A 26,036-nucleotide genomic window follows, 5' to 3' on the forward strand; every position below is an offset into this window, starting at 1 on the left:
GCTCATCAGCAGCTCGGCGGGCCGATCGTGCTGATCTGGGACAACGTCAGCACCCACCTCGACGCCCGGATGCGCGCCCTGATCGAGGCGCGTCCGTGGCTGACGGTGTTCTACCTGCCGACCTACGCACCCGACCTCAACCCGGTGGAGATGGCGTGGTCGCACCTCAAACGCAGCCTGGGCAATCTGGCCCCCTGCACACTCGACGAACTCGCCAAGGTCATCCGCAGCCGACTCAAGCAGATGCAGTACCGCGCCAGCCTCCTGGACGCCTTCCTGGCACACACCGGCCTGATCACGAACCCGAGATCGACATGAAACCTCAAACTTTCAATCTCTGTAGTAGACACACTGACACAGGCGATATCCAACCTGGGCGTGCTTCTGGTGCTGGCACTGCTGACCATGTGGTAGGACACGCTGATTATCTGGTGGTGACACAGCATGCCGAGAAGCAAAGGCAGGGCTGGTCGCCCCTGGCGTAGGGCACGGGCTCAGGTGCTAGCTGCTTCCAATATTTGCTGGCTCTGTGGTCGGCCTATCGACATGGACTTGCCTCCGAATCATCGTATGAGTGCGACAGTCGATCACATTGACCCGATTTCTCGTGGCGGCGATCCGCTAAATATCGCGCTGCTTCGTCCTGCTCATCGGTCCTGCAACAGCAGCCGAGGAAATAAGGACCCGAAGCCTCGTAGGCGACAGTCACGGGACTGGTAGGGCGGCCACGGGGGTGCCTTGCCCTCGAAGAATTCCCGAACCGGGTGACCCCCCACGCAGGCGACCTTTTTTTGTGCGAAACGGCAGGGGGACGTCACGATGCGTGAATCCGCAGGCCAGCGAGCGAAGTCAAGCAAGCGTCCGGACAGGTACGACGACGAGAATCACGGCCCCATTGAGACGGCTGTACGTCGCGAAATCGCGGAAATCGGCCTCGAAGGAAAGATGACGGACTCCTACGCGGAGATTTGCTACAACCTCGCGCGCACGCTCGACAACGGCGCTGGATATGTCGCGGCGGCTGTCGCCAAGGAGCTCAGGGAGACGCTTCAAATGATTGAGGAGGCTTCCGGTGACGACAACAGCGCCGACCTCTTCACTCGACTCGCAGCTCATATGCCTTCCCCGGTTCGGAACGCCTCGTAATTACGACCGTCCGACGTATGGGCCAATGGTCGGCGAGATTGCTCGAAGTCTCGGCACTCCGCTCATGCCCTGGCAGCAGTACGTCGTTGACGTCGCACTTGAGTACGACCCTAATACCGGCCTCCTGTTCTACGAGGAGGTCGTATTAACGGTCCCTCGGCAGTCGGGCAAGACCACGCTGCTTCTCTCGGCCATGGTTCAGCGAGCCATCGGCTTCGGGGAAAAGCAGCGGATCATCTACACGGCTCAGAACCGAATTTCGGCCCGCAAGAAGTGGGAAGACGAGCACGTAGAGACGCTGAGGAAGTCCAAGGAGTTCAAGAAGCTCTTCAGCGTCCGGAAGCAGCTCGGCCAAGAGGCTATCCGCTGGAACAACGGCTCGACGCACGGCATCGAGTCCAACACCGAGAAGGCCGGTCACGGCGAGACGCTCGACATGGGCGTGATCGACGAGGCGTTCGCTCAGGAAGACGATCGTCTGGAGCAGGCATTCAAGCCCGCGATGAGCACGAGGCCGCTGGCTCAGCTCTGGGTCCTCTCGACGGCCGGTAACGCCAAGAGCACGTACCTCCGGTCGAAGGTGGACGCCGGACGTGCTCATGTCCGCGAAGGACTCGACTGCGGCGTCTGCTACTTCGAGTGGTCGGCTCCTCCGGAAGCCGATCCTGGTGACCCTGCTACGTGGTGGGCCTGCATGCCTGCGCTCGGGCACACGATCAGCGAGAAGAAGATCGCTGGGTTCTACAAGTCGATGAAGCTGCCGGAGTTCCGGCGTGCGTTCCTCAACCAGTGGCCGGACGACTCGCCTGACGAGTGGCTGGTCATTCCGAAGCCGTCCTGGGACAACCTCTTCGACGAGGACTCGGACGCCAGGGACCTCCTGGTCTTCAGCGCCGACGTCACGCCGGACAGGTCCATGGGCTCGATCGTGTTGGCCGGCAAGCGGTCGGACGGTCTGATCCATGTCGAGCTGACGGACAACAAGCGTGGTACCGGCTGGATGCTTGGCCGGCTCATCGAGCTCAACGATCGCTGGAAGCCTGCCTGCGTCGCCATCGACGAGCGCGGGAACGCAGCGTTCCTGATCCCTGGCCTCATCGCCGCTGGCGTGAACGTCGTCAAGCCGTACGCACGAGAAATCGCGTCGGCATCGGCCTACGTGTACGACGCCGTGACGGACATGAAGACGATCCGGCATCTCGATCAGCCCGAGCTCAATTCGGCGCTGGCAGGAGCCGTCAAGCGTGAGCTCAGCGGCGGTTGGTCATGGGCTCGGCTCAGTCCGAGCGTCGATATCTCGCCGCTGGTCGCGATGACCAATGCCGTTTGGGGCCTTGAGCTGAATCCGAACGCGCACAAGAAGAAGGGCTCACGCCCGAAGGTCCGTTTCCTGTGAGGTAATCCGTGCCCAAGTTTTCAGGGCTTTCTCTGTCACGGGCTGGCGCGGTTCTGGGGTCGGTCCTCCTCGTCCTCGGAGTCGCGCTGTCCTTCGGCTTCGCATACTCCCTGATCCTCCTCGGAGCGCTGATCCTTACTGGCTCGCTCCTGTTCATCGACACCGAACCGGACGAGCGGAAGGAGCTGCGTAGGTGAACCTCCTTCAGCGCGCACTTTCAGGAATTCGGCGAGACGAGAAGCGCTACAGCTTCTCCGACTGGGTAGCGGACAAGCAGCTCGGTCTTAACGCATCGCCGTTCTATGGCTGGTCCTATTCGGCCAACGTCGAAGAGGTCGAGAACAGTTTCGTCGGATACATCAACGGCGTTTATAAGGCCAACGGCGTGATTTTCTCGTCGATCGAGGCGCGCAAGCTCCTGTTCACCGAGGCGCGTTTCCAGTTCCAGCGTCTTCAGAACGGCACGCCTGGCGAGCTGTTCGGCACTCACGAGCTCGACATCCTGGAAAATCCGTGGCCGAACGGTACGACTGGCGACCTCCTTGCCCGCATGGAGCAGGACGTCAGCCTCGCTGGGAACTTCTACGCGGTCCGTGAAGGCAAGCGTCTCCGGCGACTTCGACCCGACTGGGTTTACATCGTCTTGACGTCTGCGCCTGACGAGGCCGTGAAGTCCGACATCGCAGGCTACCAGTACCGGCCTGGCGGACTGAATTCCAACGCCGAGGCCAAGACGTACCTCCCGAATGAGGTCGTCCACTGGGCTCCAATTCCTGATCCCGATGCGCAGTACCGGGGAATGAGCTGGATCACTCCGGTCATTCGCGAGGTCATCTCGGACAAGGCCGCGACGCTCCATAAGTCGAAGTTCTACGAGAACGCGGCGACTCCAAACATGGTCGTGTCCTTCAAGGAGACGGTCACGGAGGACCAGTTCGAGCAGTACATGGAGGAGCTCGCAGCAGCTCATCAGGGCGCTACGAACGCCTACAAGACCATGTATCTGGCTGGTGGCGCTGACGTAAGGGTTGTCGGCTCCGACTTCGCTCAGATGGACTTCAAGGCCGTCCAGGGCGCTGGTGAGACTCGCATTGCGGCGGCTGCTCGTGTGCCGGCAATCATCGTCGGCCTGTCCGAGGGTCTGGCGGCTGCCACCTACAGCAACTATGGCCAGGCTCGTCGAGCGTTCGGCGATCACTGGGCTCGTCCGCAATGGCGTTCGGCGTGTGCGGCGCTTTCCACGGTCATCAATGTCCCGAGGGGCTGTCGCCTCTGGTACGACGACCGCGACATCGCGTTCCTCCGTGACGATCAGATGGACATCGCGAAAATCGCGGCGATGAATGCGCAGTCCATTCGATCCCTCGTTGAGGCCGGTTATGAGCCCGACGCAGTTGCGCAGGCGATCGTCTCGGATGACCTGTCAATCCTGATCGGCAATCACACGGGCGTCTTCTCGGTTCAGCTTCAGCCTGCTGTTGATCCCGACGCTGATCCAACGGACGTGGACCCCGAACCTCCTGATCCGGACCTGATGCCGGACGACGGGGACGATCCTGTTTCCGCGAAGGAAGGTAATTAGCGGTGGAAGTTATCCGCGACCTCGATATCGTCCGCGCGGTTCCGCCTTCTGCCCTTCTGCGCGCGGAAGACGGGCCCGCGAATTCCATGCCGACTATGACCGTTCGGTTCTCCCAGTTCGACACCTGGTACGAAATCGACTCGGTCTGGGAGGGGCGGTTCCTGGAGCGCACCGTGAAGGGTGCCTTCAAGAAGACGATCTCCGAAAATCGGCAAAACGTGAAGGTCCTGTTCGACCATGGATATGACCCTTCAGTTGGCAACAAGGTCCTCGGCGCGATCGAGTCGCTGAGCGAGGGACCTGACGGCCCTGTCGGCGAAGTCCCGCTGTTCGACACCTCATACAACAGGGACCTGCTCCCTGGCCTTGAGGCCGGTGTCTACGGCTCCTCGTTCCGGTTCCGCGTGATCCGCGACGAGTGGAACGACGATCCTGGCCGGTCCGAGTACAACCCGGACGGAATTCCTGAGCGGACTATCAAGGAGGTCAGGCTCTTCGAGTTCGGTCCGGTCACTTTTCCGGCCAATCCTGATTCGACGGCAGGTGTCCGGTCTCAGACCGACATTTATTACGAGCATCTCCGCAGCCGAGAACCGCAGAAGGTTGCCGACCTGTATGAGCGTGCTCGCTCTCTCCGCACCCTGCCGACCCTTGACGGCAGCGCCGCGTCCATTCCGAACCTCGCGCCGGTTGATGCCACCCGAGGTCTTTCCGCAAGCGCACGAGAGCGAATTCTCGCGCTTCCGTTTCTGACTGAGGGAAACAAGTAAATGAATCTCACTGCACGTCTCACCGAGGTTGAGAACGAGCTCCGCAGCATCCACGAGGGCGCTGGCGGCGACGCTCTGACCGCCGAGGCCGAGGCTCGCTGGGACGAGCTGGTCACTGAGCGGGACAGCCTGAACGCCTCCATCCGCAAGGACGAGGAGCGTCGGGCGCTGGCCAACGAGCTGGCCGCGAAGCCGGCGAACGTCCAGACTGGCGACGGCGTCCGTAGCGCGCCCAACGTAATCGTCAAGCGCAGCCCGTTCGAGGCCATTGAGAACCGCTCCGGCATGAGCGGCCAGGAGTACCGCAAGGCGCTCGTGGACGCGAACCTTCGCGCTGCCGAGGGTCTGATCGACGGTGCCGCGAACGAAAAGCGGTTCGAGTACCTGGTCAAGCGTCACGCTGGTGACACCGACTGGGCCAAGAACATCCTGGCTCGCTCCCGTCCCGAGTACACCTCGGCCTGGAGCAAGCTCATGCGCGGTCGTCCCGAGATGCTGACCAGCGAGGAGCGCGCGGCGCTGGCCGTGAGCACCAACACTCAGGGCGGCTACCTGGTCCCGACCCACCTGGATCCGACGCTGATCCTGACGAACGACGGCTCGTCCAACGTCATGCGCAGCATCGCCCGTGTCGTGACTCTGACCAACGGCGCGAACGTCTGGCACGGTGTCAGCACCGCTGGCGTTACCGCTTCGTGGGATGGCGAGCTCACCGAGGTCTCGGACGACTCCCCGAGCCTGGTTGGTCCGTCGATCCCGGTCCACAGCGCCAAGTCGCTGGTTCAGGCGTCGATCGAGGCGTTCGAGGATATCGACAACCTGTCGTCTGACGTCCTCATGATGTTCGCGGATGCCCGTGACCGGCTTGAGGGCGCTGCGCACATGACCGGCTCCGGCTCGAACCAGCCGCGCGGTATCTTCACCGCTCTGGACGCCAACACCAACGTCGAGCTCGTCTCGACCACGGCGGCGACCATCGGCGAGGTTGACCTGAGCGCGCTCTACAAGGCCGTTCCGGTTCGGTATCGTCGCAACTCGTCCTGGGTCATGAACCCGCTCTACAACCTGGCCATCAAGCGTCTCGGCACTGCCGTCAGCTCCGCCTTCTCCGGCGACCTGCGGCTCGCTCCGACCGACGCGATTCTCGGCCGTCCGGTTGTGGAGAGCGACGACGCTCCGTCCACCCAGACCACTACGGTTCGGGACAACGAGATCGTCTTCGGCGACTTCTCGAACTACGTGATCGTGGACAAGCCTGGTTCGACCAGCGTGGAGTTCATTCCCCACATGTTCAACCCGACCACGAACCTGCCTGACGGTCGTCGGGCCTGGTACATGCACTTCCGTACCGGCGCTGACTCGGTCAACGACGGCGCGTTCCGCCTGCTCCAGGACAAGACCTCGGCGTAACGGAATTCGGCTCTGGCGTACTGCTGCGCGCTGCGCTGGAGCCGTTTCAACGAGGAGGGTCGGTTTTCTGCGGGGATGCCGACCCTCCTTCAATCCCCGCAATTCCCGCGCATTAGGAGTTTCAGCATGCGTCGCGTTCGAGTTCGACCGGCCTCTGAAGGCGGTCCCTGCGCCGTTCAGCACCCTGTGCACGGCCAACTCATCGTCCCGAATCCGTCCGAGACCTACGACGCCAACGATCCGCTTGTTCGGGCGTTCCCGTGGCTGTTCGTCGATATCACCGAGGCGGGTTCCCCGGCTCCGGTAGAGCAGGCGACCAAGGCTCCTGGTGAGAAGCGCGCGTACACCAGGCGGAACCGTTGATCCAGGGCTCGGCCGTCATCGGCATCATCGACAACGGCTCCTGGTCAGCCTGCTTCGGCCTGTCGTTCGCCGAGACGATGCTCTACGACGCAGGAGCCGGCCAACGGTTCTACCGAGGCCCGAGGCCCTTCATCAGGGTCACGGCCGGAACGATGGGACTCGTCGCTGCCAGGAACGAGATCGTACGAGGCTTCTTGGACAAGACCGAGGCCGAATGGCTGGTCTTCATCGACACGGACATGGGATTCGCTCCCGACACCGTGGACCGTCTCATCGCCTCGGCTGATCCAAAAGATCGGCCGGTCGTAGGAGCGCTCTGCTTCTCCCTCAAGAAGGAGAAGGGGAACGACTACTACGCCCAGTCGAACAGCCTCAAGCCGACGCTGTATCAGTACCATGAGCTGGAGAACGAGGTCGGCTTCGCTGCCATCTACGACTACGAGCGGGACGCTCTGGTTGAGGTCTCCGGCACTGGAGCAGCGTGCATCGTCATCCACCGATCGGCGCTGGAGAGAATCCGAAAGTCGCTCGGTGACGTCTGGTTCGACCAGATCACTCACCCGACAGGCGATCACGGTAAGCCGAGGCAGTTCTCCGAGGACTTGTCCTTCTGCGTGCGGCTGGCGTCGATGGATACGCCCATCTACGTTGATACCTCGGTGAAGACGACCCATGAGAAGGGCGCTCTTTACCTGGACGAGCCTACGTATGACCGCTTCCGCGCCATGTCTGCGGCTGGCTCCTGATCCTCGTCTCAGTCTGACGAGTACGCCTAGACGGTCTGAGATCGCCTCTTGGGTACTTATCATTTCCTAGCTCAGAGGGAGTACGCCTATGGCTCTGGGAGACACGTACGCGACTCTGGAAGAGCTCAAGGCGTACATGTCGATCGACAAGCCGACGCTGAGCCTCAACGACGACCTCCTGGAAGAGGCCCTTGAATCGGCCTCTCGGGAAATCGACCGACACTGCGAGCGTCAGTTCAATAAGGCCGACGTCGTTTCCACACGGATCTACAGGCCGAAGGGCTGCAAGCTCGTCACGGTGGACGACTTCTACTCGACCGAGGGTCTGGTCATCGCCACAGATTCCGGCGACACGGGCTCGTTCAACACGGTCTGGTCGGAAACGCAGTACGAGCTGGAGCCGCTCAACGGGATCGTGAACGGCGAGTTCGGCTGGCCGTATTTTCGCATCCGGGCTGTCGGATCTGCTGCTTTCCCGGTCACCCACGACCGCGCGAGCCTTCAAATAACAGCACTGTGGGGCTGGAGCGCTGTTCCGGCTCCAGTGAAGCGCGCAACGCTCGTCATCGCCAGCGAGACGGCCAAGCTCAAGGATTCCCCGTTCGGTGTCGCTGGTTACGGCGAATTCGGGCCAGTCCGAGTCAAGAATTCCCCGGTGGCCATGCGCATGCTCGCACCGTACCGGCTTCGTCCCGTGAAGGTGGGCTGATATGACCGAGGCGTCGATTCCCGAAATCATGCTGGGCATCAAGGAACGGCTGGACACGATCCTTGAGCTCAACACCTACGACCACTCACCGGAACAGATAACAGCTCCTGCGGCCTTCGTGACCGTTCCACCGATCTCGAATTATCGGACGGCGATGAAGCGCGGTACGTATGAGATTCGGCCGACAGTGGTTGTCCTGGTGAGCGCCTCATCCGGCGAAGATGGTCAGTACGATCTCGCCGAATACATGACCCCTTTCGGTGACAAGTCCATCGTCCAGGCTATCGAAGGTGATCGAACGCTCGGAGGCCGCGTAAACGATTGCGTGGTCGAGTCCTTCGAGCCTCTCGGCATGGAGCCTGTCGGCCAGATCGAGTACATCGGCGGCGTTTTCACGCTCCGGGTTCTAGCAAGAGGTGGAAGCGAATGACCAAGCGCGCCTACAGGGTGTCCGGTCCCCGACCCGTTGCTGGCGTCGGCACCGGAGGCACGGTGCATCTCGATCCCGAGGCTGTGAATATTCCGGCACTGATCGAGGCAGGGCACATCGAAATCGTCCGGAAGCCGTCCGTGAAGGAATCGGCTCCCGAGAAGACCGCTGAGGAGGTCGCAGCCTAATGGAATTCACCATGACGGACTGTACGGCCTACGTCGGCGGCTACGACTTCACGACCGACGTCAACAAGATGTCGCTCAAGGCCGAGGTCGAAGACAAGGAAAACACGACGTTCGGCAACGGCGGCTGGAAGTCCCGTGTCGGAGGTCTGCGGGACATCACGCTGGACATGGACGGGTACTGGCAGTCGGCCACAGCCGATGCCGTCGATCCCGTGGCGTTCAACAACCTCGGCCAGGCCAACCGCGTCGTAACGGTCTCTCAGACCGGCCAGGCCGGAAGCACGGCCTACTTCTTCGAGGGCGGCTCGTTCAATTACGAGCTCTTCGGCTCTGTCGGCGACGTCACGCCGTTCACGATCGGCCACAAGGGCACGTCCAAGAGCGGCCTCGTTCGCGGGAAGCTGGCTAAGGCCAAGGGCCTCGTCTCGGCTACCGGTGTTGCCGGCTCACCTGTGGAGCTCGGCGCTGTGGCCGACGGTCAGTACCTCTACGCGGTTGTCCACGTCTTTTCTCCCGGCACGACGGTCACGCTGAAGATCGAGTCTGACGCTGCGTCGAGCTTCGCCTCCGCGACCGACGTTGCCGCCCTTCCCGCGATCATCACGGCTGGCGGTACCTGGGTCACCCGAATTGCCGGCCCGATCACGGACACCTACTTCCGGTTCAACGCCACGGCGATTACCGGATCGTTCACGCTCGCTGCTGCCATCGGCATCGGCAGCTAACCCTTCGAGCAAATCTCAGGCCGTCCAGGTGGGCGGCTTTTTTCGTATGCGAGGAGTTTCCGCCGATGGCGACTTTTGTTTACACCGATGCGGTCGTGACGATCAACTCGGTTGACCTGTCCGACCACGTCACCAAGGCCACGCTGAAGATCGACGTGGAGGACAAGGACACCACCGCGTTCGGTGGCAACGGCTGGAAGACCCGGCTCGGTGGCCTGAAGGAGGGCACGGTCGAGCTGGAGTTTAACCAGGACTTTGCGGCCTCCGAGGTGGACGCCACGCTGTGGCCTCTGATCGGCACCGTGACCTCGATTACCATCAAGCCGACTTCCGGTTCGGTCTCCGCGACCAATCCCGAGTATTCCGGCAGCGTGCTCGTGAAGGAGTACTCGCCGCTGGACGGCTCGGTCGGCGACGTGGCCAAGACCTCGGTTTCCTGGCCCACTTCCGGCGCTGTCTCTCGCGCCACATCCTAATAGGAGCGGCGTGTCAAACATTGCCTATATTCAGGGCACAGACGAGCTCGTAGACCTTGCCAAGCGCCTCAAGGAGGCTGGCGACAAGAAGCTACAGCGCGAATTGGCGCGGTCGGTCCGTCAGGTCACGAAGCCCATCGTCAACGACCTCAAGGGCGCGATTAAGTCGCTTCCTGTCTCCGGTTCCCGAGGCCGTGGTTCCCGCACGCGAGCGAACTACGACCTCGACCGGATGAAGAAGCTCACCGAGAAAAACGCGCGCAAGGCGATCAAGCGAGCAGGGCTCCGAGACACAATCGCTCGTGCTATCCGCTCTGACCTTAAGACGTCCGGCCGTTCGGCTGGCGTAAAGATTTCGGTCAAGGGTCAGCTCATTCCTCCGGACCAGCGAGTACTTCCGAAGTACCTGGATTCCGCTAGTGGCTGGCGTCACCCGGTTTTCGGCAATCGCGAAAATTGGGCCGCTCAGAAGGGCCGTCCGTGGTGGATGGTCACGATTCAACCCCATGCCGATAAGGCCCGACAGGAAATCCTCGAAGGTGCTCGGCGAGTAGTCGAAAGGACCGTCATCAAGTGATTGTCACCTACACCCCGCAGGGTGGCACGGCTCAGACCTGGACGTACAAGCAGGACGAGCTGACCTCTGCGGAAGCTGAGCTTATTGAGGACTCGACCGGTTTGACGATCGAGGAGTTCGACGCTGAGCTCATCAAGGGCCGGACGAAGTGCAAGCGTGCGCTGCTCTGGCTCCAGATGCGGAAGGATCACCCGAGTCTGCGGTTCAACGAGGTCGAATTTCGTGTCGGCGACCTGAAGACCGAGTACGACAACGACGAGAAGGCCCTTCTGCGCGACGCCATCGAGAAGTCGGATCTGCCGGAGTCGCAGAAGAAGGCGGCTCTGGAACTGCTCGCCAACACCGAGCCTGAGGCCGAGGTGAATACCAGGGCCCCAAAAAAGGGCGCTGGCGAGAACGACGGCTAAAGTACCTTCCCCTCTTCAGCCACCTGTTCGGTCTCCATCCGTGGGACGTTGACGGGCTGAAGGTCGCAGAATTCCGCGCCTATCAGGGATTCGCGGATGAGTGGGTTGAGGCCCACAACAATTAAATAGCGCGAAGGAGATGTCGTGGCTGACTCGTCCTTGGTTTTTCGACTTTTCGGCCGCGACATCTCCCTCGGCAGGGCGCTCAAGAGCGCTTCGCGTGATGCGGAGACGCTGAACAAGCATCTGAAGGGCGTCGGTTCCGTTGGCGGCTCGGCGGTCAAGCTCACCGGTACGGCTCTCGCAGCCTCGTACATGGGCGCTTCCGCTGCCTCCGCTGCCGGCTCAATCGTCTCCTTCACGGCTGCTCTGGCTCCGGCCAGTGGAATCATCGCGGCGCTGCCCGCTGGTGCTCTCCTGGCCGCTGGCGCGATTGCGACACTGAAGGTCGCGACGTCCGGCATGGGCGATGCCTTCAAGGCCGCTCTGAGCGGCGACCTATCGAAGTTCAACGAGGCAGTCAAGGACCTGAGCCCGGCTGCTCGGGCTGTCGCCACCGAATTCCGCAACATCAAGCCCGTCTTGGACGACCTGAAGCGCAGCGTCCAGGACGCCCTCTTCAAGCCTCTGGTCGGCGAGATCAAGGCCACGGCCACGGCTCTGGCCGGTCCGCTGAAGACCGGTATGTCTGGCGTGGCATCCGAGTTCGGGAATCTCGGCTCGAAGGTGAGCCGGTTCGCTCGCGAAACCCGCACGGTACGGCTCGTCGGTGAAGTCTTCAGCACGCTCAAGACTCAGATTTCTGGAGCCGGTTCTGGGCTTACTCCCCTGCTTCAGGGGCTCCGTGATTTTGCTGGCGCTGCGCTTCCTGCCTTCAAGGGCGCTGGAAATGCGATCGGTGCGCTGGCGACCAAGCTCGGGACGTTCCTGTCCGAGGCCGCGAATTCCGGCAAGGCGCTTGAATGGATCGAGACTGCCAAGGGTGTTTTCAAGCAGCTCGGTACGATCGCCGGAAATATCGGCGGAATTATCGGCTCCGTATTCAGGGCTGCGCAGGGTACCGGTGGCGGTCTTCTCGGCACGCTCGGGCAGATTACCGGCACGCTGAGGGAGTTTTTTAACTCCGCCAAGGGCCAGGAGGCTTTGACCTCCATTTTCAGTGGGCTGGCCAGTATCGGCAGTGCGCTCATGCCTGTTATTCGGGCCTTGGGCGTTGCGCTCGGTCAGGTAGCTCCGCACATCGGAAATATCGCGACTGCCTTGGGTCCTGGCCTTGCTGTTGCTGTTTCGGCACTCGGCCCTGCTCTGACTGCTCTCGGTCCTGGTTTGACCACCGTCGCCCAGGCGCTTTCCGATGCCTTTGCCTCTCCGGAGATGAAGGCTGGCCTGATCGCGCTCGGAAATGGGCTCTCGACTGCGCTTACCGCGCTAGCTCCGATTATCCCGGTCGTCGGTCAGATCGTCGGAATTATCGGCCAGCTTGCTGGTACTGCGCTGACGAATCTCGGCTCCGCGCTTGGTCCGGTTATCTCGGCCTTGGCCGGTGCGCTGAAGCCCGCACTGAGCTCCATTTCGACCGCCTTCGAGCAGCTCGCTCCGCTGATGCAGCCGCTCTACTCGGCGTTCGGAACGCTTCTCGGAGCGGTGATCACGCAGCTTCTTCCGCCGATTCTTCAGCTCGTTCCGTCGCTACTTAATGGACTGGTTCCGGCTTTCGTCCAGATCGCCGAGGCGATTATCCCGCTGATCCCGGATTTGACGGATCTTGCGGTTCTCCTGATTTCTCAGGTGCTTCCCGCGATCATTCCGCTCATTCCGATGGCAGTCAAGCTCGGCGTTGCGTTCGCGCAGATCGGTGTCAAGGTGGCCTCCTGGGTCGCCGCTATGGCACCGAAGATCGAAGCTGGCGTTCGGATCGTCCGGTCTGGTATCTCGACGATCAAGGGCTGGATCGGCCGGCTCAGTGAGATTCCTGGTCAGATCGCGGCCTGGTTCGGTAGGGCCAAGGAAGCGATCGTCGCCAAGTGGAATTCCGCCGTGGCGTTCGTCAAGGGAATTCCGGCGAAGATCAAGGCTGGTCTCGGGAACCTCAAGTCGCTGCTGCTTCAGGCTGGCCGTGACGTCATTCAGGGTCTGATCAACGGCATCAAGGGCATGGCGAGTCAGGCGGCCAGCGCTGCCAGGAACGTCGTGTCGAACGCCATCGCATCGGCCAAGAATGCGCTCGGGATTAAGTCGCCGTCGAAGGTCTTCACCTGGATTGGCCAGATGACGACCAAGGGCCTCGTCAAGGGTCTGCTCGGCGGTACTTCCGAGGTCAAGTCCACGTCGAAGAAGCTGTCCGACACGGTCCTTGCTGCCTGGAAGGGCAAGCGGATTTCCTTCAAGTTCGCTGAGTCCCTCCTGACGATCATCGACCGTGACAACACGAAGCTTCAGGCGTTGGCGACGAAGCGCGAGTCGATTCTCAAGCGGATCGAGGAGGCGCAGAAGTTCGCGACCGATGTCTCCGATAAGGCGCGCAGCACGGCTACTCTGGCGTCGCTCGATTTCGGCGAAGGGCAGAAGGCGAGCCCTGGCGGTATCCGCAAGCAGCTCTCTGTGAAGCTCAGCCAGATCAAGCGGTTCTCCACCGTGGTCAGGCGGCTGGCGGCTCGTGGCCTCAACAAGAACCTGCTCCGTCAGGTGATCGAGGCCGGTCCTGAAGAGGGCCTGGAGCTCGGCGAGGCGCTTCTCCGCGCTGACGCTGGCACGCTCAAGTCCATCAACTCGGCTCAGTCGTCGATCGACTCCGCTGCCACTTCCCTCGGGAAGTTCAGCGCCGATGTGATGTACGACAGCGGGAAGCAGGCCGGGAAGGGATTCCTCACGGGCCTCATGGCTCAGAAGAAGGACATCCTCGCTGCCATCGACAACCTCGCGAATTCGCTGGTTCAGCGTGTCCGTAAGGCGCTCAAGATCAAGTCTCCCTCGCAGGTTCTCCACGCTCTCGGTGCCTACACCGGCCAGGGGTTCGCTGGCGGAATTCTGTCCGAAGTCGGCTCGGTCGAGTCGGCTTCTGATCGTCTGGCCGGAGCGGCAGTTCCTACCGCTGGCTCTCGGCCGGTTGGTCCGCAGTACGGCGCGCAGGCGGCTGCCTCGAATGGCGGCGGCGAGACGAAGGTCATCTTCGACGGCCGAGGCATCGACGGGGAGCTCCTCAAGATGCTCCGCAAGATGGTCCGAGTCGAAGGCGGCGGCTCCGTTCAGACAGCTTTCGGAAAGGCGTAACGATGGCGTTCCCGAACGATCCCTTGGACGTGACGGTCGAGCTCTACATCGACGGTTCCTGGACCGACATCACGACCGATGTGCTCGTTCGGGACGGCATCAACATCACCCGAGGGCGAGCTGACGAGGGCACGCGAACCGACCCCTCGAAGTGCCGTTTCAGCATCAAGAATGTTGACGGGAAGTACAGCCCGCGAAATCCGGTGTCTCCGTACTACGGGAAAATAGGCAGGAACACACCTGTCCGAGTGTCGGTAGACGGGGATATCCGGTTCGTCGGCGAGATTAGCTCCTGGCCTCCGCGCTGGGATCTCTCCGGTAAGGACGTGTGGGTTCCGATCGAGGCTGCTGGAATTCTCCGGCGTCTCGGTCAGGGCTCGACAGCCTTCAGGAGCGTCATGTACCGGGGGCTTACCGTACCTGGTCAGACTGCTCCTCCTGTCGCGTACTGGCCCTGTGAGGACGCTCCTGGCGCTTCATCGCTGGCATCCGGAATCGGCGGTCCGTCCATGGCGGTATCTGGTACTCCGGAGCTGGCCGCGTACGCCGGCTTCATCGCCTCGGACCCGATTCCGCTCATGCGTGACAGCGAATGGACCGGCGTTGTCCCGTACTACGAGCCGACCGGCGCTGCGTCCACCCGATTCCTGATCTACATCCCCGACTCGGGTATCTCGGGGGACCAGGCGCTCGTCACGACCTACACCACGGGTACGGCTACTCAGTGGGTCATCCGGTACGGGAACTCTCCGACCGGATCGCTGAAGGTGCAGGCGTACGACGCTGACGGCTCGGTGCTGCTCGACTCCGGCTTCATCACGTTCAACGTCATCGGCAAGAAGACCAGGATCTCGCTCGACCTGAGCCAGGTTGGTTCGGACATCGAGTGGGACGTTTCGACGCTGGAGCCTGGCGCTTCCGTTGGCCTGACGTTCGGTGGCACGCTCAGCTCGCAAACGCTGGGCCGTGTGCTGAAGGTCGTCGCCAGCGCCGGAGGCGGCATCCTGGATTCGGCCATGGGCCATATCTCCGTGCAGTCGGCGGTTGAATCTATCCACGACCTCGGCCCGCAGCTCGGAGCGTACGACGGCGAATCGGCCGGACGTCGGATTGAGCGGCTCTGTGCCGAGGAGAACATCAGCTTCACGTCAGCCGGCGATTTGGATGACTCGACCAAGCTGGGCCCGCAGACTCCGGACACCTTCATCAACCTCATCACCGAGGCCGCTGAGACTGACCTCGGACTCCTGTACGAGCCGAGGAACGATCTCGGTCTGGCGTACCGGACGAGGACGAGCCTCTACAACCAGGCAGCCATGGTGGCGCTCGACTACGAGGAAGGCCACCTGGCCCCTCCGCTGGAGCCCGTTGACGACGACCAGTCCACCCGGAACGACGTCACAACCACCAGGAAGTCTGGGTCCTCTGCGCGGTACGTAATGGAGTCCGGCCCGCTGTCTGTGGCTGATCCTCCGGCCGGTGTCGGCCGGTACGACGAGCAGGTAACCGTCAACGTCCAGTCGGACGGCGAGCTCCTGAACCAGGCGAACTGGCGAGTCCACCTCGGCACCGTTGACGAGGCTCGGTACCCGCAGATTACGGTTGACCTGTCCAGCCCTGGCGTAGCCAGTGACGCTGGACTGACGGCTGACGTCGTCTTCATGGACCTCGGTGACCGGCTCACGATCGACAACCAGCCCGCGTGGCTGCCTCCGAATCAGATCAGCCAGCTCGTCTACGGCTGCTCTGAGCGCATGGCTACCTACGACTGGGAGATCACGGTCAACTGCGTGCCGGAAAGCCCGTGGCAGGTCGCTGTCTACGGGACGTCCCGGTATGGCACCGAGTACAGCACCTTGAACTCCTCGGTCACCAGCTCCGCAACGAGCATCTCCGTGGCCACGAGCAAGGGACCGCTCTGGACGACCTCGGCCGGTGACCTCCCGCTGGATATCGAAATCGGCGGTGAGCGGATGCGGGTCACTGCGATCTCAGGATCGAGCTCTCCTCAGACGTTCACGGTCACCCGGCACATCAACGGAATCACAAAGTCGCACTCGTCCGGCTCCGTTGTGAAGCTCGCTAATCCGGCTGTCCGAGCACTCTGATCAAGAGAAAGAATCATGCCTGACATCACTGATGGCGCGGTCGCCTCAGCGTCCGATTTTCCTCCGTCCGTCTACGCATTCGACGACACACGGATTTCTGACATCGACAGCACGTCCTACATCACCGGATCGCCAGTCGTGTTCGTGTATTTCACGGCTCCGACGTCCGGGAAGGTGCTTTTGACGATCGGCGGAGGTCTCCAGGATTCCAGTACGGCCAACCGAGTTCACCTGGCTCCGGTTGTCCGTGAGGACGGTCCTGGAGGCTCTGCCGTCGTCTCGGCCAACGTTGTCACCCGAGGAATCGGCTGCCCTGAGCAGACGACGTCGTTCATGTACCTGTCCAGAACGTCGCTCATTACGGGCCTTACTCCTGGCCGCACGTATTACGCGCACACGGCTCACAAGGTGTCCGGTGGTTCGTCCGGAGACATCGCGTCTCGCGATCTAACGGTGGTGCCTGTTTCATGAGTAATTACACGGCTGGTACGCGAATCAACGCGCTGGATTTTCCGCCGTCGCAATTCAACCGAGACGGTACTGACGTGGTCGCGACCTCTAACTCTTATTCGGATGGAAGTCCGCAGGTATCAACGACGTTCACGGCTCCGACATCGGGCCGAGTTCTCATCTCGATCGGTGGTGGAATTCGCGGAGACGGGACTCGCCGAGTCCACCTAGCGCCTGTCGTGAAGCAGACCAACGACTCGGGCACGACGGTCCTGTCCCCGAACGTGGTCACCCGAGGAATCGGCGTTCAGGAAAACGCGACCGGCTACGTCTACTACACCCGCACGACGCTGCTCGAAGGGCTTGAGCCTGGTCGTGTGTATTTCGCGAAGGTCCAGCACAAGGCTTCATCCGGCTCAGGGACTACCAACGGGTTCGACACCCGCGATATTTACGTCACGCCTGTGTCCTAGGAGGATTTATGCCGGACATCCTCGTCGGCGCGAAAATCAAGGCTGCCGATAATCCCGCCTCCGTCTGGGCGCAGGACACGACCGAGATTTCCAACATCTCGTCCACGTCCTGGATCGCCGGCTCGCCTGAAGTTGGCGTGACTTTCGTCGCACCGACTAGCGGCAAGGTCCTGATGTTCGTCGGCGGCTCTGCCAGGGCTAACACGGGTGACGACCGGATTCAGATGTCCGCGAACGTTTTCCTGGGATCGAACAGTTCGGGCACGCAAATCCTGTCTCCGAGTGTCGGCTTCACTGGATGCGGATTTTCGGCGGCATCGACAAGCTACTACTACCAGAACCGGTTGTTCCACTTGACCGGGCTAACGCCTGGCTCAACGTACTACGCACGAGTGATGTATTCGGTCGTCAACACGGGAACCGCGAACAACGCGGGTGACATCTCGTGCCGAGAAATCGGCGTGAGTCCAATCTCCTAGCACTCCATTTTTCGGGGAGACCATGACCGAATTCCTGGCCATCGCTGGTGGCCTCGTAACTATCGCTACCGCTGTGGCCGTCGTCATCCAGATCATGAAGTTCCTGAAGAAGGTGTCCAACTTCATCGACGACTGGCAGGGAGAGCCCGAGCGTCCTGGAGTTCCTGGCCGTGATGGCGTGATGACTCGACTGGAGAAGATCGAGGCCGAACTGAAGACCAACCACGGATCGTCTCTGCGCGATGCGATCAACCGAATTGAGGCCAATCTTGACGACCTGAGCTCTCGGTTCGATGAACACGTCAAGCAGTCCGACTCCGGCCGAATTCCTGGCCTGATCGACGAAAGCAACTAAGGAAGTCCTCATGGCAATGGCTACGGCTTTTCTGAACGTGTGCGCTGACGCTGGCGGTGCTGCGATCACGCACATCGGGCTCGTGAACGGCTCCGGTACCGAGCTGACTGGCGGCTCGTACGCGCGCAAGGCGGTCACCTGGACTACGGCCTCGAACGGCCTGATCCGTCCGAGCGCTGACCTCGTGTTCGATGCGCCGGCTGGTTCGACGGTCGCTGGTTGGCGCGGTTTCTCGGCCTCCACGTCTGGTACGAACTACGGCGGCGCTGATCTGACCTCTCAGGCATTCGCCACGGCGGGCACGTACACGCTCCTGGCTGCCAGCACTTCGATCGACCTCGACTAATCCGGTAGCTCGGACGACAGGAGGCCGACAGTGAATAAGCGGGCCAGGTCCGAGAAGATCATCCGCTCGTTCAGGAACGGCCGGAAGCCGAACCGGTCTGGTCGTCCTGAACGTGTGCGTGGCGGGAAGCGCCTCGTCTTCACGGCCGAGCCGGGCTACATCCGGAGTTCGGCTGGCGAGATCATCGGCGTAGACGCATGGGTCGAGCTCTACGACGAGTCCGGCCGAGAAATCCCGATCGACCCGCACCGCAGGATCGTCAACCCGCCTACCGTCCCGAGGTCTGGAGAGGACGACCCGTACGAGGCGTTCATCGAGGCCGTCTGGGATTCGGTCGAGTCCGCCCCCTACCCTCGTGGCTGGCGTACTGCTGGCACAGTTACCACGGTATTCGGCGACACCGCAGACGGTCGTCTCGAAGGCCAGGGCGCTACGTACACCGTGGCCAGACAGGGCACCGGAACAATCCAGATCGACACCACGGGCGTAACCTCCGCCACGGGGCAGTTCTTCAGCTCGACCTACTCCTGTTACCAGCAGTTCTGGTCGTTCGACACGTCCGCCATCACCGACACGGACGAGGTCACAGGCGTCACGCTGGAGCTGTACCAGACCGGCCAGAACCTCACAGGTGGCAACTTCACGGTCGAGGCCCGAGAGTTCGACTGGGGAACGTCGCTCACGACTGCCGATTTTCGGCAGGGAAGCACGCTGGCCAGTCTCCCGCTGCTCGCCAGCATCGCCACCAGCGGTATGGGGACGCTCAACCGGTACTACGCCTTCACGAGCACGAGCGCGTTCCTGACGGCATCGGGTCTGAAGACCGGCTCTGTCCGGCTGCTCACGACCTCCTCGAAGCAGCGGACTGGTACGGCTCCGACTGACCGTGAGTTCGTCCAGTTCGCGACTGCGGAAGCTTCCGGTACGACGACTGACCCGAAGCTGACGATCACGCACGGAGACCCGAACGCGGTCCGATTCATCGGGGCATCGCACGCCAACTCCCTGAACGGCGTGATGCCGTCGAATACGCAGTCCGGCGATATGTTGATCGCCATTATTCAGGCGAGTCAGCCGCCTACCGGCCCTACTGGCTGGACGAAACTCGGCGACGACCGGACAGCCAACGGTTACACGGCGAACGTCTGGTACATCGTCCGAGGCGCTTCCAACCCGGATCTGAGCTGGGCCAACTTCGGCGTGAACCCGTCCACGGACATCGTCGCTTACCGGAACGCCGGTTCAGCGCCGCATGTGTGGGCTCAGAGCTCTGCTGGTAGCAGCGTCGCTCCGTCCGTGACCACGACGGCCGCCAGTACCGTCCTGGTCGCTCTCCACGCCGATTACCAGGCTGCGGCCTCGGTGCCTTCCGGAATGACGGAGCGTACCGTCAGCGCGGACTTCAACCGGATTGCTGATCTGGCCGTTCCCTCGACTGGCGCAACGGGCACGAAGACGTTCGGCGGAACCACTCCGATGGGCGCATGGTCCATCGTTCTCGCTCAGGCCGGAAGTTCCGAGGATCACTCTGGCGGGTCGTCCACGTCGGTCAGCCACACCGCATCCGGAGCTGGTCGTGCGAGCTTCTCCGGCAGCTCTTCGACCTCGATCTCGGTCACGTCCTCGGCTGGCGGATCGGTAGCCTTCTCGGCGGGTTCAGGGACTTCCGCGACCGTCTCCGTGTCGGCTTCCGGTTCCCCTGGTCCTTCATCCGGCTCCGGTACGCCTGTCTCGGTCAATGTCGCTTCGGCCGGCTCTCCGGGCTTCCTGGGCGGTTCCGACGTCACGGTTGAGGTCGTCGCCACAGGTGGTGGTCAGGCATCCTCGGACGCGTCGGGAGGCTCCAGCTCGGTCGTCTCGGTGACCGTGTCTGGTGCCGGTTCTGCGGCCTTCTCCAATGGCTCTGAGACGTCCCTGACGCACGTCGTCACTGGCTCTGGTTCTGCCAGCGCTGCTGGTGGTTCCAGTGTCGTCGTCACGCACTCCGTGTCCGGCGGCGGCATCGTCCTGGTCGTGGATATCTCCATCGAGATCGCTCCGACCGTCGTCATCCGGCGCTTCGAGCTCGGGACGTCGAAGATCGGTATCGAGTCCGACGACAACCGGCTGTCCGCGTCGTCCGATGACAACCGGGCGCGAGAGCTCGTCACGATGGCCAGCTCGTCTGTCCGTGAGCGTGTCTCCGTCGAGTCGACTCGACTTCTCACGGAAATCGGAGAAGACCGGCTCGGTAAGAGCGTCGATCCTTCCCGTGTTACCCGAATGGAGTGAGTGTTGGCCGAGATTTTCCACACGGCTACCGAGTACGTAGCCAACGCGATCACGATCACCCGAGGCAGCGTTGCCGACATCGTCTCGGTTGGCGTCTATCACACGACCGACCCGAACAGCGTCCCATCCGTGGAGGACTTCACGAGCGTGACGCTGGTTGACGGCACGGCTGCCGAGCCTGATCCGCTGGCCGAGGCTGGCGTCATTGACGTCCTGTCTCTAATCGGCCCGAGGAACGGGGAAGTCGAGCTGACTGCTGGCGACTACCAGCGCTTCGTCCTCATCACGACCGCGACCGAGGACATTATCCGCAAGGTCGATGTCCTGACGATCCTGTAAGGAGGACGTCGGCATGCCGATTTCACAATTCGCTGGCTGGCTGACCGTGCCCTACTCCGGCCACGACCTGTCTCGGGTGTTCATCGCTGTCGGCGACCCGAACGACTGGCGACCGGCGTTCCTGGACTGGGCTGATGGCGAGCGCGTGGCGAAGATCCGGCCTCCGGCTCCGACTGGCAAGGCCGTCAAGGTCTGGCTGAAGGTGAACGACTCGGTGACGGAAGTTGGCAAGGTCATCCACTAACCGCCATCTGGGGCTATGTGTGCTGGGAAGCTGCCCTCGACCTGTCCTGACCTGCGTTTCTACGCCCACGCAAGAACCCCCGCTCGACTGTCATTGATCGTGACGGTCGGGCGGGGGTTCTTTTTTTGATGCCCGCGTCCGCAGAATGCTGACAAAGTTCCTAAACAGTCCATAACGCCCTAAGATCAATAACCTTTTTTCACACCAGTTTTCCTGCACAGGGTTCGCCTTGCCTGCCACTTGCCCAGCACATGCTTCCACCTGCGGGTTCTTTCCGCATGGCCTACCGGAATTGGGGACGGTCATCTTCCCTATACACAGGGTTATCCACAGGTTATCCACAGCCCGGACACCCCTAAATCCACAGAGTTATCCACAGGCCAACTTGCGGACCAGAAGCGACTAACGGTTGCATTCACCTACGACGGTTCGAGGCGGTCGCCCCACAAAAGGCGACGGCCTCCCGCTGCAACGGAAGGCCGTCGGATCACACAAGGTTAGGCAGCCCTAAGGAGGCTTACCTGTACGCGAACGTATCGCATGACGGTAGACACCCCCTCACCGGGGAGTCAACGTCCCTGACGGTGACCGTTACGGAACGGCCGTCTTCGCTCCCGCTGCCGATCATCGGGCAGCTCGCTGAACAGTCCGGCATCGTCGGCTTCTGCCTCGCTGCCACCGTGCTGCTCATCATCCTGGGCGTCATCTACCCGGCCGTCTGGTCAAGGAAGACCGCCCGTCGCAAGGCCGCCGTGGAGGTGATCGACCGAATCTTCCGGCGGCGTCGGTAGCGTCGTCTCCCTGGGTCCCGCTTCTTGGTGCCAGGAGCGGGACCCTCGGTCCGCCTAGGGTTCAGGCACGGACCCGATAGTTGTGCCAGTCCTGAGCGGCCTTCAGCATCGCTGCTTTCCACTGGGCCGAGTCGGCCTCGGCGATCTCTCGCCACATGTTGATGCTGGCGGTGAAGAAGGCGTCCAGGCCCTTGGTCGGTGCCTCCTTCCACGCTGGCAGGCCGGAGGCAACCATCTCGGCCTCCTCGGGAGTGTGACCACCGGCGATCAACCGGAGGATCAGGCATGCCGGATCGATCCACCCGGCTCCCTTGGTCGGCCAGGCCCAATCGATGAGGAGAGCTCGGCCGTCCGAGACGAGCACGTTCAGCGGGTTGTAGTCGGTGTGGAGGAGCCGTTCACCGACGAACCAGCGGAGGTCCTCGGGCTTGTCCACGTACGTCTTCCAGCGGCTCTCCGCCGTTTTCAGAGGGAGGTTCGGGCAGATGAGCCGGCCGAGTCTCCGCATCGTGTCGAGGAGCTTCTCCAGGTCCTCAGAGCCTGGCTCGTAGCTGGCGTGGCGACCGGGGATGTACTCGAAGCCGATCAGGTCCCACTCTTCGTCCTCCGTGGTCCGCCACTGGATGCGCGGCGAAATTCCGGAGACGTACGGCCCGATCATCCACTCCATGTCCTGCGTCCAGCGCCTCGGGTATGAGCGCTTCAGCCCCTTGACGAAGAACTTGTCGAACGCGGTCTCCAGGATCATCGCAACGGCCGAGTTCATCCCATCGGACACGGTCTCCGCGCGCATGACTCGACCGGCGTACTTCTCCACGGTCGCTCTGGTGGGCTCGGGAAGGTCCTCCCAGTGTGTCCGCTCTACGGCCAATGTCCCTCCTTCGTGAAAGCCAGGGGGCCGCCCTACGGTATCCGCAGGACGGCCCTGGAACTGGTCGCCTTCTAGTACGGCTGGTCGTCGCTCGCCGAGCACGAGCACTTCTCAGGCCCAAGCAGGGCCTCCAGATCCGGGATTACCTCGATCTCAGGCTTGGGCGCGGGTCGCGAACCGATTTCGATCATTCGTGCGGTCATGTGGCTGTCACCTCCTTCCTCTCCCTGTGCTGGCAGTAGTTGGCCAGCGGGGACTTGGCCTTCCGGTAGAGCTGGACGAGCGGCATGCAGGTGCCACAGGAGCCCTGAAGCGTGCATCCGGTACAGCCGCCCTGCCGGAGAAGCAGGGAGTCAGCGATCTCACCGAGGCGAGCCATTCCGGCTGGTCCCTCGGCGACGAGGTCGATGTTCGGCTCTCGGCCGATCTTGCAGATCGAGGCCATGCCGTGCGGATCGACGTGGAAGAACGTGTGGCCGGCATTGCAGCCGGTGAACGGCTTGCGGCTGCGTAGGTGCTCCAGAGATTGGGATGGGAGCGTCTCCGGCCCGCCATAGATCGTCGGCGACATGTTGACGAAGGTCACGTACGGGATGCCGAAATCCTCGGCCATGCCCTCCATGCGCGCCTGCTCGTCCGCGTTGTGCTTGGTTATGATCAGGCTGAACTTGAGCGGAAGTCCGGCCTCGCGACCGGCCTTGACTCCCTTAATGAACTTCCGGTACGAGCCAGGCCGACGTGTGAGGCCGTCGTAGCTCGCCTCTGTCGCTCCGTACACGCTGATCGTGATGTCGTGCGGACGGTGCTCGGTGAGCATCGACAGAATCCGAGCGTCGTGAAGCTTGGAGCCGTTCGACAGGATGCTGATCATCATGCCGAGCTCGTAGCCGAGCATGTACGTCTCCCGGAAGAGCTTGTCGATCGTCGGCTCTCCTCCGGTGAGCTGGAGCCAGAGCACACCGAGATCTCGGAGATCGCGGAGCATCTTGGACCTGTCCGGCCACGACAATCCCTCGAACGCCTTGACTCCGAGGTAGCAGTGCTCGCAGTCGTAGTTGCAGCCGAGGTTGAGTTCGTACGTCGCTCTGACGTAGCCGTACGGGCTTGGTTGCCGGACGAGGACCTTCTCCCGGTAGGGGTTTAGCGACACGTCCGGCCACAGGCTGGCCACGGCTTCGGAGAACCAGGCCGGAGAATCGGCCGAGGTCGAGAGCTCCCGGTACTTGTCGTGGGAGATGCGGAGCCCTCCGTTGTGTCCCGGACTGACGACGAAGTACTCGCCATCGAGGTACGGGCTGACGATCACGTTGTGCATGTCGATCTCCTCCGTTTCCTGGCGGATGGAAGCCCTGCCAGCCGAACCGACACCTGGAACAACTGGCAGGGGGCTCTAGGAGCGGCTCAGGACAGCCCACACGTTGCGCTTGCCCGACTCGGTGACGAAGGTTCCCCATGCTCGGGCGTAGTCCCTGACGATCCCGAGTCCTCGTCCGCTCTCGGCCTCGATCGCTGGCATGCGCGCATTGGGGATCGAGAAGCGCCTGAGCGGTCCAGGGTCAATGACCTCCAGGAGGAGATCGGTGTCGAGCCAGCTCGCTCGGAGAACGATGGACTCCCTGCCGAGGCCGTTCTCAGGGTGAATGACGGCGTTCGTCAGGAGCTCGCTGACTATCTGCTGCGCGTCGAACAGGAGCGGGTCGTCACTAAGCCATCCGGCTAGGACGTGTCGTCCGCGTGCGACTGCTCTGGGATTTCGGTAGAGACGCAGCTCAGCTATAAGCGTCGATTCTTCAGGTGGGCGGGATTCCTCAACCGCCTCGGGTGTCTCAGTCACGTGTGCTGTGTCCGTCGTCGTCACGTATACCACCGACCGTTGTGGGAGGTTTCTGGCGGTTCACACGTCCTACGGACCGTTGTGGACCGGAGTTCTCCTGTTGCTCTGAAGACACTCCCCAGCGTGGCCCTGGCCAGCTAGTTTGAGTAGGTAACGAGCAACACAGTTGTCAACACATGCAGGTGACTGCTGTGTGTGTATCTGTGAATCGGGAGGGAGGTGAGCCCATGACAGGAAGCGTGATCGATCCGGCAGCGAGCCCACTCGCGCTATATGGGTCAGAATTGCGCCGGTTACGGGAGGAAAAGGGCATCACTCAGGAGCAGCTCGCCGACTTCTGCCACGTCAGCAAATCCCTGGTCAGCCAGATCGAGAACGCCAAACGCAACCCGTCCTGGAAGTTCACAGAGGATGTGGAGAAGCGACTCGGAATAACTGATCAATCGCTAGCCAGGCTTCTTCCTCTTGTCCTCAAATCAGGTCCGACGTGGTTTCGTGAGTGGCCGAAAATTGAGTCCAACGCCCATAACCTGCGCACATGGCAACCGCTCGTCGTCCCTGGACTGCTTCAGACAAGGGCCTACGCACGCGCTGTCCTGCGCGGTGAGCCGAGCGTCGGTGACGCAACCGTTGACGATGCCACCGAGGCTCGAATCGCTCGGCAGACCATCTTCGACCGACCAGAGCCGCCGCTGTACGTGGCAGTGATCGACGAATCCGTTCTTGACCGCCCGATCGGCGGCCCGTCCGTGATGCGCGAGCAGATCGAGCGCCTGATCAAGGTCTCCGACTCGCCATCCATCACGATTCAGCTCGTCCGGATGTCGTCAGTACCGAGCGTTGGGCTTCTCGGCGGATTCGTCATTGCTCACCAGTCGCAGGGTCCTGACACCGTGTACTTGGACAACGCGGCTGATGGAGAAGTAACAGATCGCGAGGATCGGGTGAGGAGGGTTAGTCTCAGATTCGACGTCATCAGGGCCTATGCCAGGCCGGTGGACGAGACGATGGGCGCGCTACACAGGAAGTTGGAGGAGTACCAAGGTGAATGACGAACTGGCGGACGAGCTGAAGACGGCTGCGTGGCGTAAGGCCACAGCGTCTGGTGCCAACGGTGGCGACTGCATCGAGGTCGCTCCGCTGAGCGGTGACCGTGTCGGTATCCGTGACACCGAGAGCCCTGAGCAGGCTCCGTACGTGGTCCGTGGATCTGTTTTTCGGGCGTGGGTTGACGGGGCCAAGAAGGGCGAGTTCGACTTCTAGTCCCGAAAACAGGAAAC

General features: G+C 62.0%; 31 protein-coding genes. 28 read left to right on the forward strand and 3 right to left on the reverse strand.

The annotated features are described in order from the left end of the window. The 26 genes from BMW85_RS08290 to BMW85_RS08405 all read left to right on the forward strand — a co-directional run. On the forward strand, positions 1-318 hold a 318-nt coding region (locus tag BMW85_RS08290), incomplete at its 5' end, for a transposase (RefSeq protein WP_143082134.1). A 126-nt stretch (positions 319-444) separates the two neighbouring features. After that, complete coding sequence (locus BMW85_RS52475) at positions 445-720, forward strand: HNH endonuclease (RefSeq protein ID WP_091078991.1); 276 nt, start codon at positions 445-447, stop codon at positions 718-720. A gap of 99 nt (positions 721-819) precedes the next feature. Further along, on the forward strand, positions 820-1,146 hold the full coding sequence (locus BMW85_RS48165; protein ID WP_143082135.1) for a hypothetical protein: 327 nt from the start codon (positions 820-822) through the stop codon (positions 1,144-1,146). Between the two features lie 64 nt (positions 1,147-1,210). Further along, positions 1,211-2,542 (forward strand): terminase large subunit domain-containing protein, encoded by a 1,332-nt coding sequence (locus tag BMW85_RS08305; protein WP_177240550.1) that lies wholly within the window; start codon positions 1,211-1,213, stop codon positions 2,540-2,542. Positions 2,543-2,735: 193 nt separating this feature from the next. After that, positions 2,736-4,124, forward strand: a complete 1,389-nt coding sequence (locus tag BMW85_RS08315; RefSeq protein ID WP_091079002.1) for a phage portal protein — start codon at positions 2,736-2,738, stop codon at positions 4,122-4,124. Positions 4,125-4,126: 2 nt separating this feature from the next. Continuing rightward, positions 4,127-4,894 (forward strand): HK97 family phage prohead protease, encoded by a 768-nt coding sequence (locus BMW85_RS08320; protein ID WP_091079003.1) that lies wholly within the window; start codon positions 4,127-4,129, stop codon positions 4,892-4,894. Further along, positions 4,895-6,304 carry a phage major capsid protein gene (locus BMW85_RS08325; protein ID WP_091079006.1) on the forward strand — a complete coding sequence of 470 codons (1,410 nt, stop codon included), beginning with the start codon at positions 4,895-4,897 and terminating at the stop codon, positions 6,302-6,304. A gap of 359 nt (positions 6,305-6,663) precedes the next feature. Continuing rightward, positions 6,664-7,413: a glycosyltransferase family 2 protein gene (locus BMW85_RS08330; protein WP_091079008.1), complete on the forward strand. Its 750-nt coding sequence runs from the start codon at positions 6,664-6,666 to the stop codon at positions 7,411-7,413. Positions 7,414-7,501: 88 nt separating this feature from the next. Next, entirely contained in the window at positions 7,502-8,122 is a 621-nt protein-coding gene (locus tag BMW85_RS08335) for a head-tail connector protein (protein WP_091079011.1), read from the forward strand. Between the two features lies 1 nt (position 8,123). Further along, positions 8,124-8,552, forward strand: coding sequence for a hypothetical protein (locus BMW85_RS08340; RefSeq protein ID WP_091079013.1), 429 nt, complete (start codon positions 8,124-8,126; stop codon positions 8,550-8,552). After that, a complete protein-coding gene (locus tag BMW85_RS48170; RefSeq protein ID WP_143082136.1) occupies positions 8,549-8,740 on the forward strand; it encodes a hypothetical protein in 192 nt (63 codons plus the stop codon). The genes BMW85_RS08340 and BMW85_RS48170 overlap by 4 nt, the downstream gene beginning before the upstream one ends. After that, positions 8,740-9,465: a hypothetical protein gene (locus BMW85_RS08345; protein WP_091079015.1), complete on the forward strand. Its 726-nt coding sequence runs from the start codon at positions 8,740-8,742 to the stop codon at positions 9,463-9,465. The genes BMW85_RS48170 and BMW85_RS08345 overlap by 1 nt, the downstream gene beginning before the upstream one ends. A gap of 65 nt (positions 9,466-9,530) precedes the next feature. After that, positions 9,531-9,941 (forward strand): radical SAM protein, encoded by a 411-nt coding sequence (locus BMW85_RS08350; RefSeq protein ID WP_091079018.1) that lies wholly within the window; start codon positions 9,531-9,533, stop codon positions 9,939-9,941. A 10-nt stretch (positions 9,942-9,951) separates the two neighbouring features. Further along, entirely contained in the window at positions 9,952-10,518 is a 567-nt protein-coding gene (locus BMW85_RS48175; RefSeq protein ID WP_143082137.1) for a hypothetical protein, read from the forward strand. After that, positions 10,515-10,925: a hypothetical protein gene (locus BMW85_RS08355; protein ID WP_091079020.1), complete on the forward strand. Its 411-nt coding sequence runs from the start codon at positions 10,515-10,517 to the stop codon at positions 10,923-10,925. Before BMW85_RS48175 ends, BMW85_RS08355 begins: the two co-directional genes overlap by 4 nt. Positions 10,926-11,069: 144 nt before the next feature. Further along, positions 11,070-14,195 (forward strand): phage tail protein, encoded by a 3,126-nt coding sequence (locus BMW85_RS08360; protein ID WP_091079024.1) that lies wholly within the window; start codon positions 11,070-11,072, stop codon positions 14,193-14,195. Positions 14,196-14,197: 2 nt separating this feature from the next. After that, the gene (locus BMW85_RS08365) at positions 14,198-16,303 is read left to right on the forward strand and encodes a hypothetical protein (RefSeq protein WP_143082138.1); all 2,106 of its coding nucleotides are present in this window, start codon (positions 14,198-14,200) and stop codon (positions 16,301-16,303) included. Positions 16,304-16,318: 15 nt separating this feature from the next. Continuing rightward, positions 16,319-16,774, forward strand: a complete 456-nt coding sequence (locus tag BMW85_RS48180; RefSeq protein ID WP_143082139.1) for a hypothetical protein — start codon at positions 16,319-16,321, stop codon at positions 16,772-16,774. A gap of 218 nt (positions 16,775-16,992) precedes the next feature. Then, the gene (locus tag BMW85_RS08370) at positions 16,993-17,226 is read left to right on the forward strand and encodes a hypothetical protein (RefSeq protein WP_091079029.1); all 234 of its coding nucleotides are present in this window, start codon (positions 16,993-16,995) and stop codon (positions 17,224-17,226) included. 8 nt (positions 17,227-17,234) lie between these two features. Continuing rightward, positions 17,235-17,705, forward strand: a complete 471-nt coding sequence (locus BMW85_RS08375) for a hypothetical protein (RefSeq protein WP_091079032.1) — start codon at positions 17,235-17,237, stop codon at positions 17,703-17,705. Between the two features lie 22 nt (positions 17,706-17,727). Further along, positions 17,728-18,060, forward strand: coding sequence for a hypothetical protein (locus BMW85_RS08380; protein WP_091079034.1), 333 nt, complete (start codon positions 17,728-17,730; stop codon positions 18,058-18,060). Between the two features lie 10 nt (positions 18,061-18,070). Beyond that, a complete protein-coding gene (locus BMW85_RS08385) occupies positions 18,071-18,406 on the forward strand; it encodes a hypothetical protein (RefSeq protein ID WP_091079037.1) in 336 nt (111 codons plus the stop codon). Positions 18,407-18,436: 30 nt separating this feature from the next. Beyond that, positions 18,437-20,677, forward strand: a complete 2,241-nt coding sequence (locus BMW85_RS08390; RefSeq protein ID WP_143082140.1) for a hypothetical protein — start codon at positions 18,437-18,439, stop codon at positions 20,675-20,677. A 3-nt stretch (positions 20,678-20,680) separates the two neighbouring features. Continuing rightward, entirely contained in the window at positions 20,681-21,016 is a 336-nt protein-coding gene (locus BMW85_RS08395; protein WP_143082141.1) for a hypothetical protein, read from the forward strand. Between the two features lie 13 nt (positions 21,017-21,029). Then, a complete protein-coding gene (locus BMW85_RS08400; protein WP_091079046.1) occupies positions 21,030-21,260 on the forward strand; it encodes a hypothetical protein in 231 nt (76 codons plus the stop codon). A gap of 584 nt (positions 21,261-21,844) precedes the next feature. Beyond that, the gene (locus tag BMW85_RS08405) at positions 21,845-22,051 is read left to right on the forward strand and encodes a hypothetical protein (RefSeq protein ID WP_091079047.1); all 207 of its coding nucleotides are present in this window, start codon (positions 21,845-21,847) and stop codon (positions 22,049-22,051) included. Positions 22,052-22,112: 61 nt separating this feature from the next. On the opposite strand, the gene BMW85_RS08410 is transcribed toward BMW85_RS08405, so the two are convergent. The 3 genes from BMW85_RS08410 to BMW85_RS08420 form a co-directional block, all read right to left on the reverse strand. After that, complete coding sequence (locus BMW85_RS08410; protein ID WP_143082142.1) at positions 22,113-22,868, reverse strand: aminoglycoside phosphotransferase; 756 nt, start codon at positions 22,866-22,868, stop codon at positions 22,113-22,115. Positions 22,869-23,121: 253 nt separating this feature from the next. Next, positions 23,122-24,237, reverse strand: coding sequence for a radical SAM protein (locus tag BMW85_RS08415; protein ID WP_091079052.1), 1,116 nt, complete (start codon positions 24,235-24,237; stop codon positions 23,122-23,124). 75 nt (positions 24,238-24,312) lie between these two features. Beyond that, positions 24,313-24,780, reverse strand: a complete 468-nt coding sequence (locus BMW85_RS08420) for an ATP-binding protein (protein WP_177240551.1) — start codon at positions 24,778-24,780, stop codon at positions 24,313-24,315. A gap of 203 nt (positions 24,781-24,983) precedes the next feature. Between BMW85_RS08420 and BMW85_RS08425 the strand changes: the two genes are divergently transcribed. Next, entirely contained in the window at positions 24,984-25,808 is an 825-nt protein-coding gene (locus BMW85_RS08425) for a helix-turn-helix domain-containing protein (protein ID WP_177240552.1), read from the forward strand. Then, entirely contained in the window at positions 25,801-26,019 is a 219-nt protein-coding gene (locus BMW85_RS08430; RefSeq protein ID WP_091079059.1) for a DUF397 domain-containing protein, read from the forward strand. The genes BMW85_RS08425 and BMW85_RS08430 overlap by 8 nt, the downstream gene beginning before the upstream one ends. The last annotated feature ends 17 nt before the right edge of the window (positions 26,020-26,036 follow it).

It is taken from the genome of Nonomuraea wenchangensis (assembly GCF_900111685.1).
Lineage (GTDB): Bacteria > Actinomycetota > Actinomycetes > Streptosporangiales > Streptosporangiaceae > Nonomuraea > Nonomuraea wenchangensis.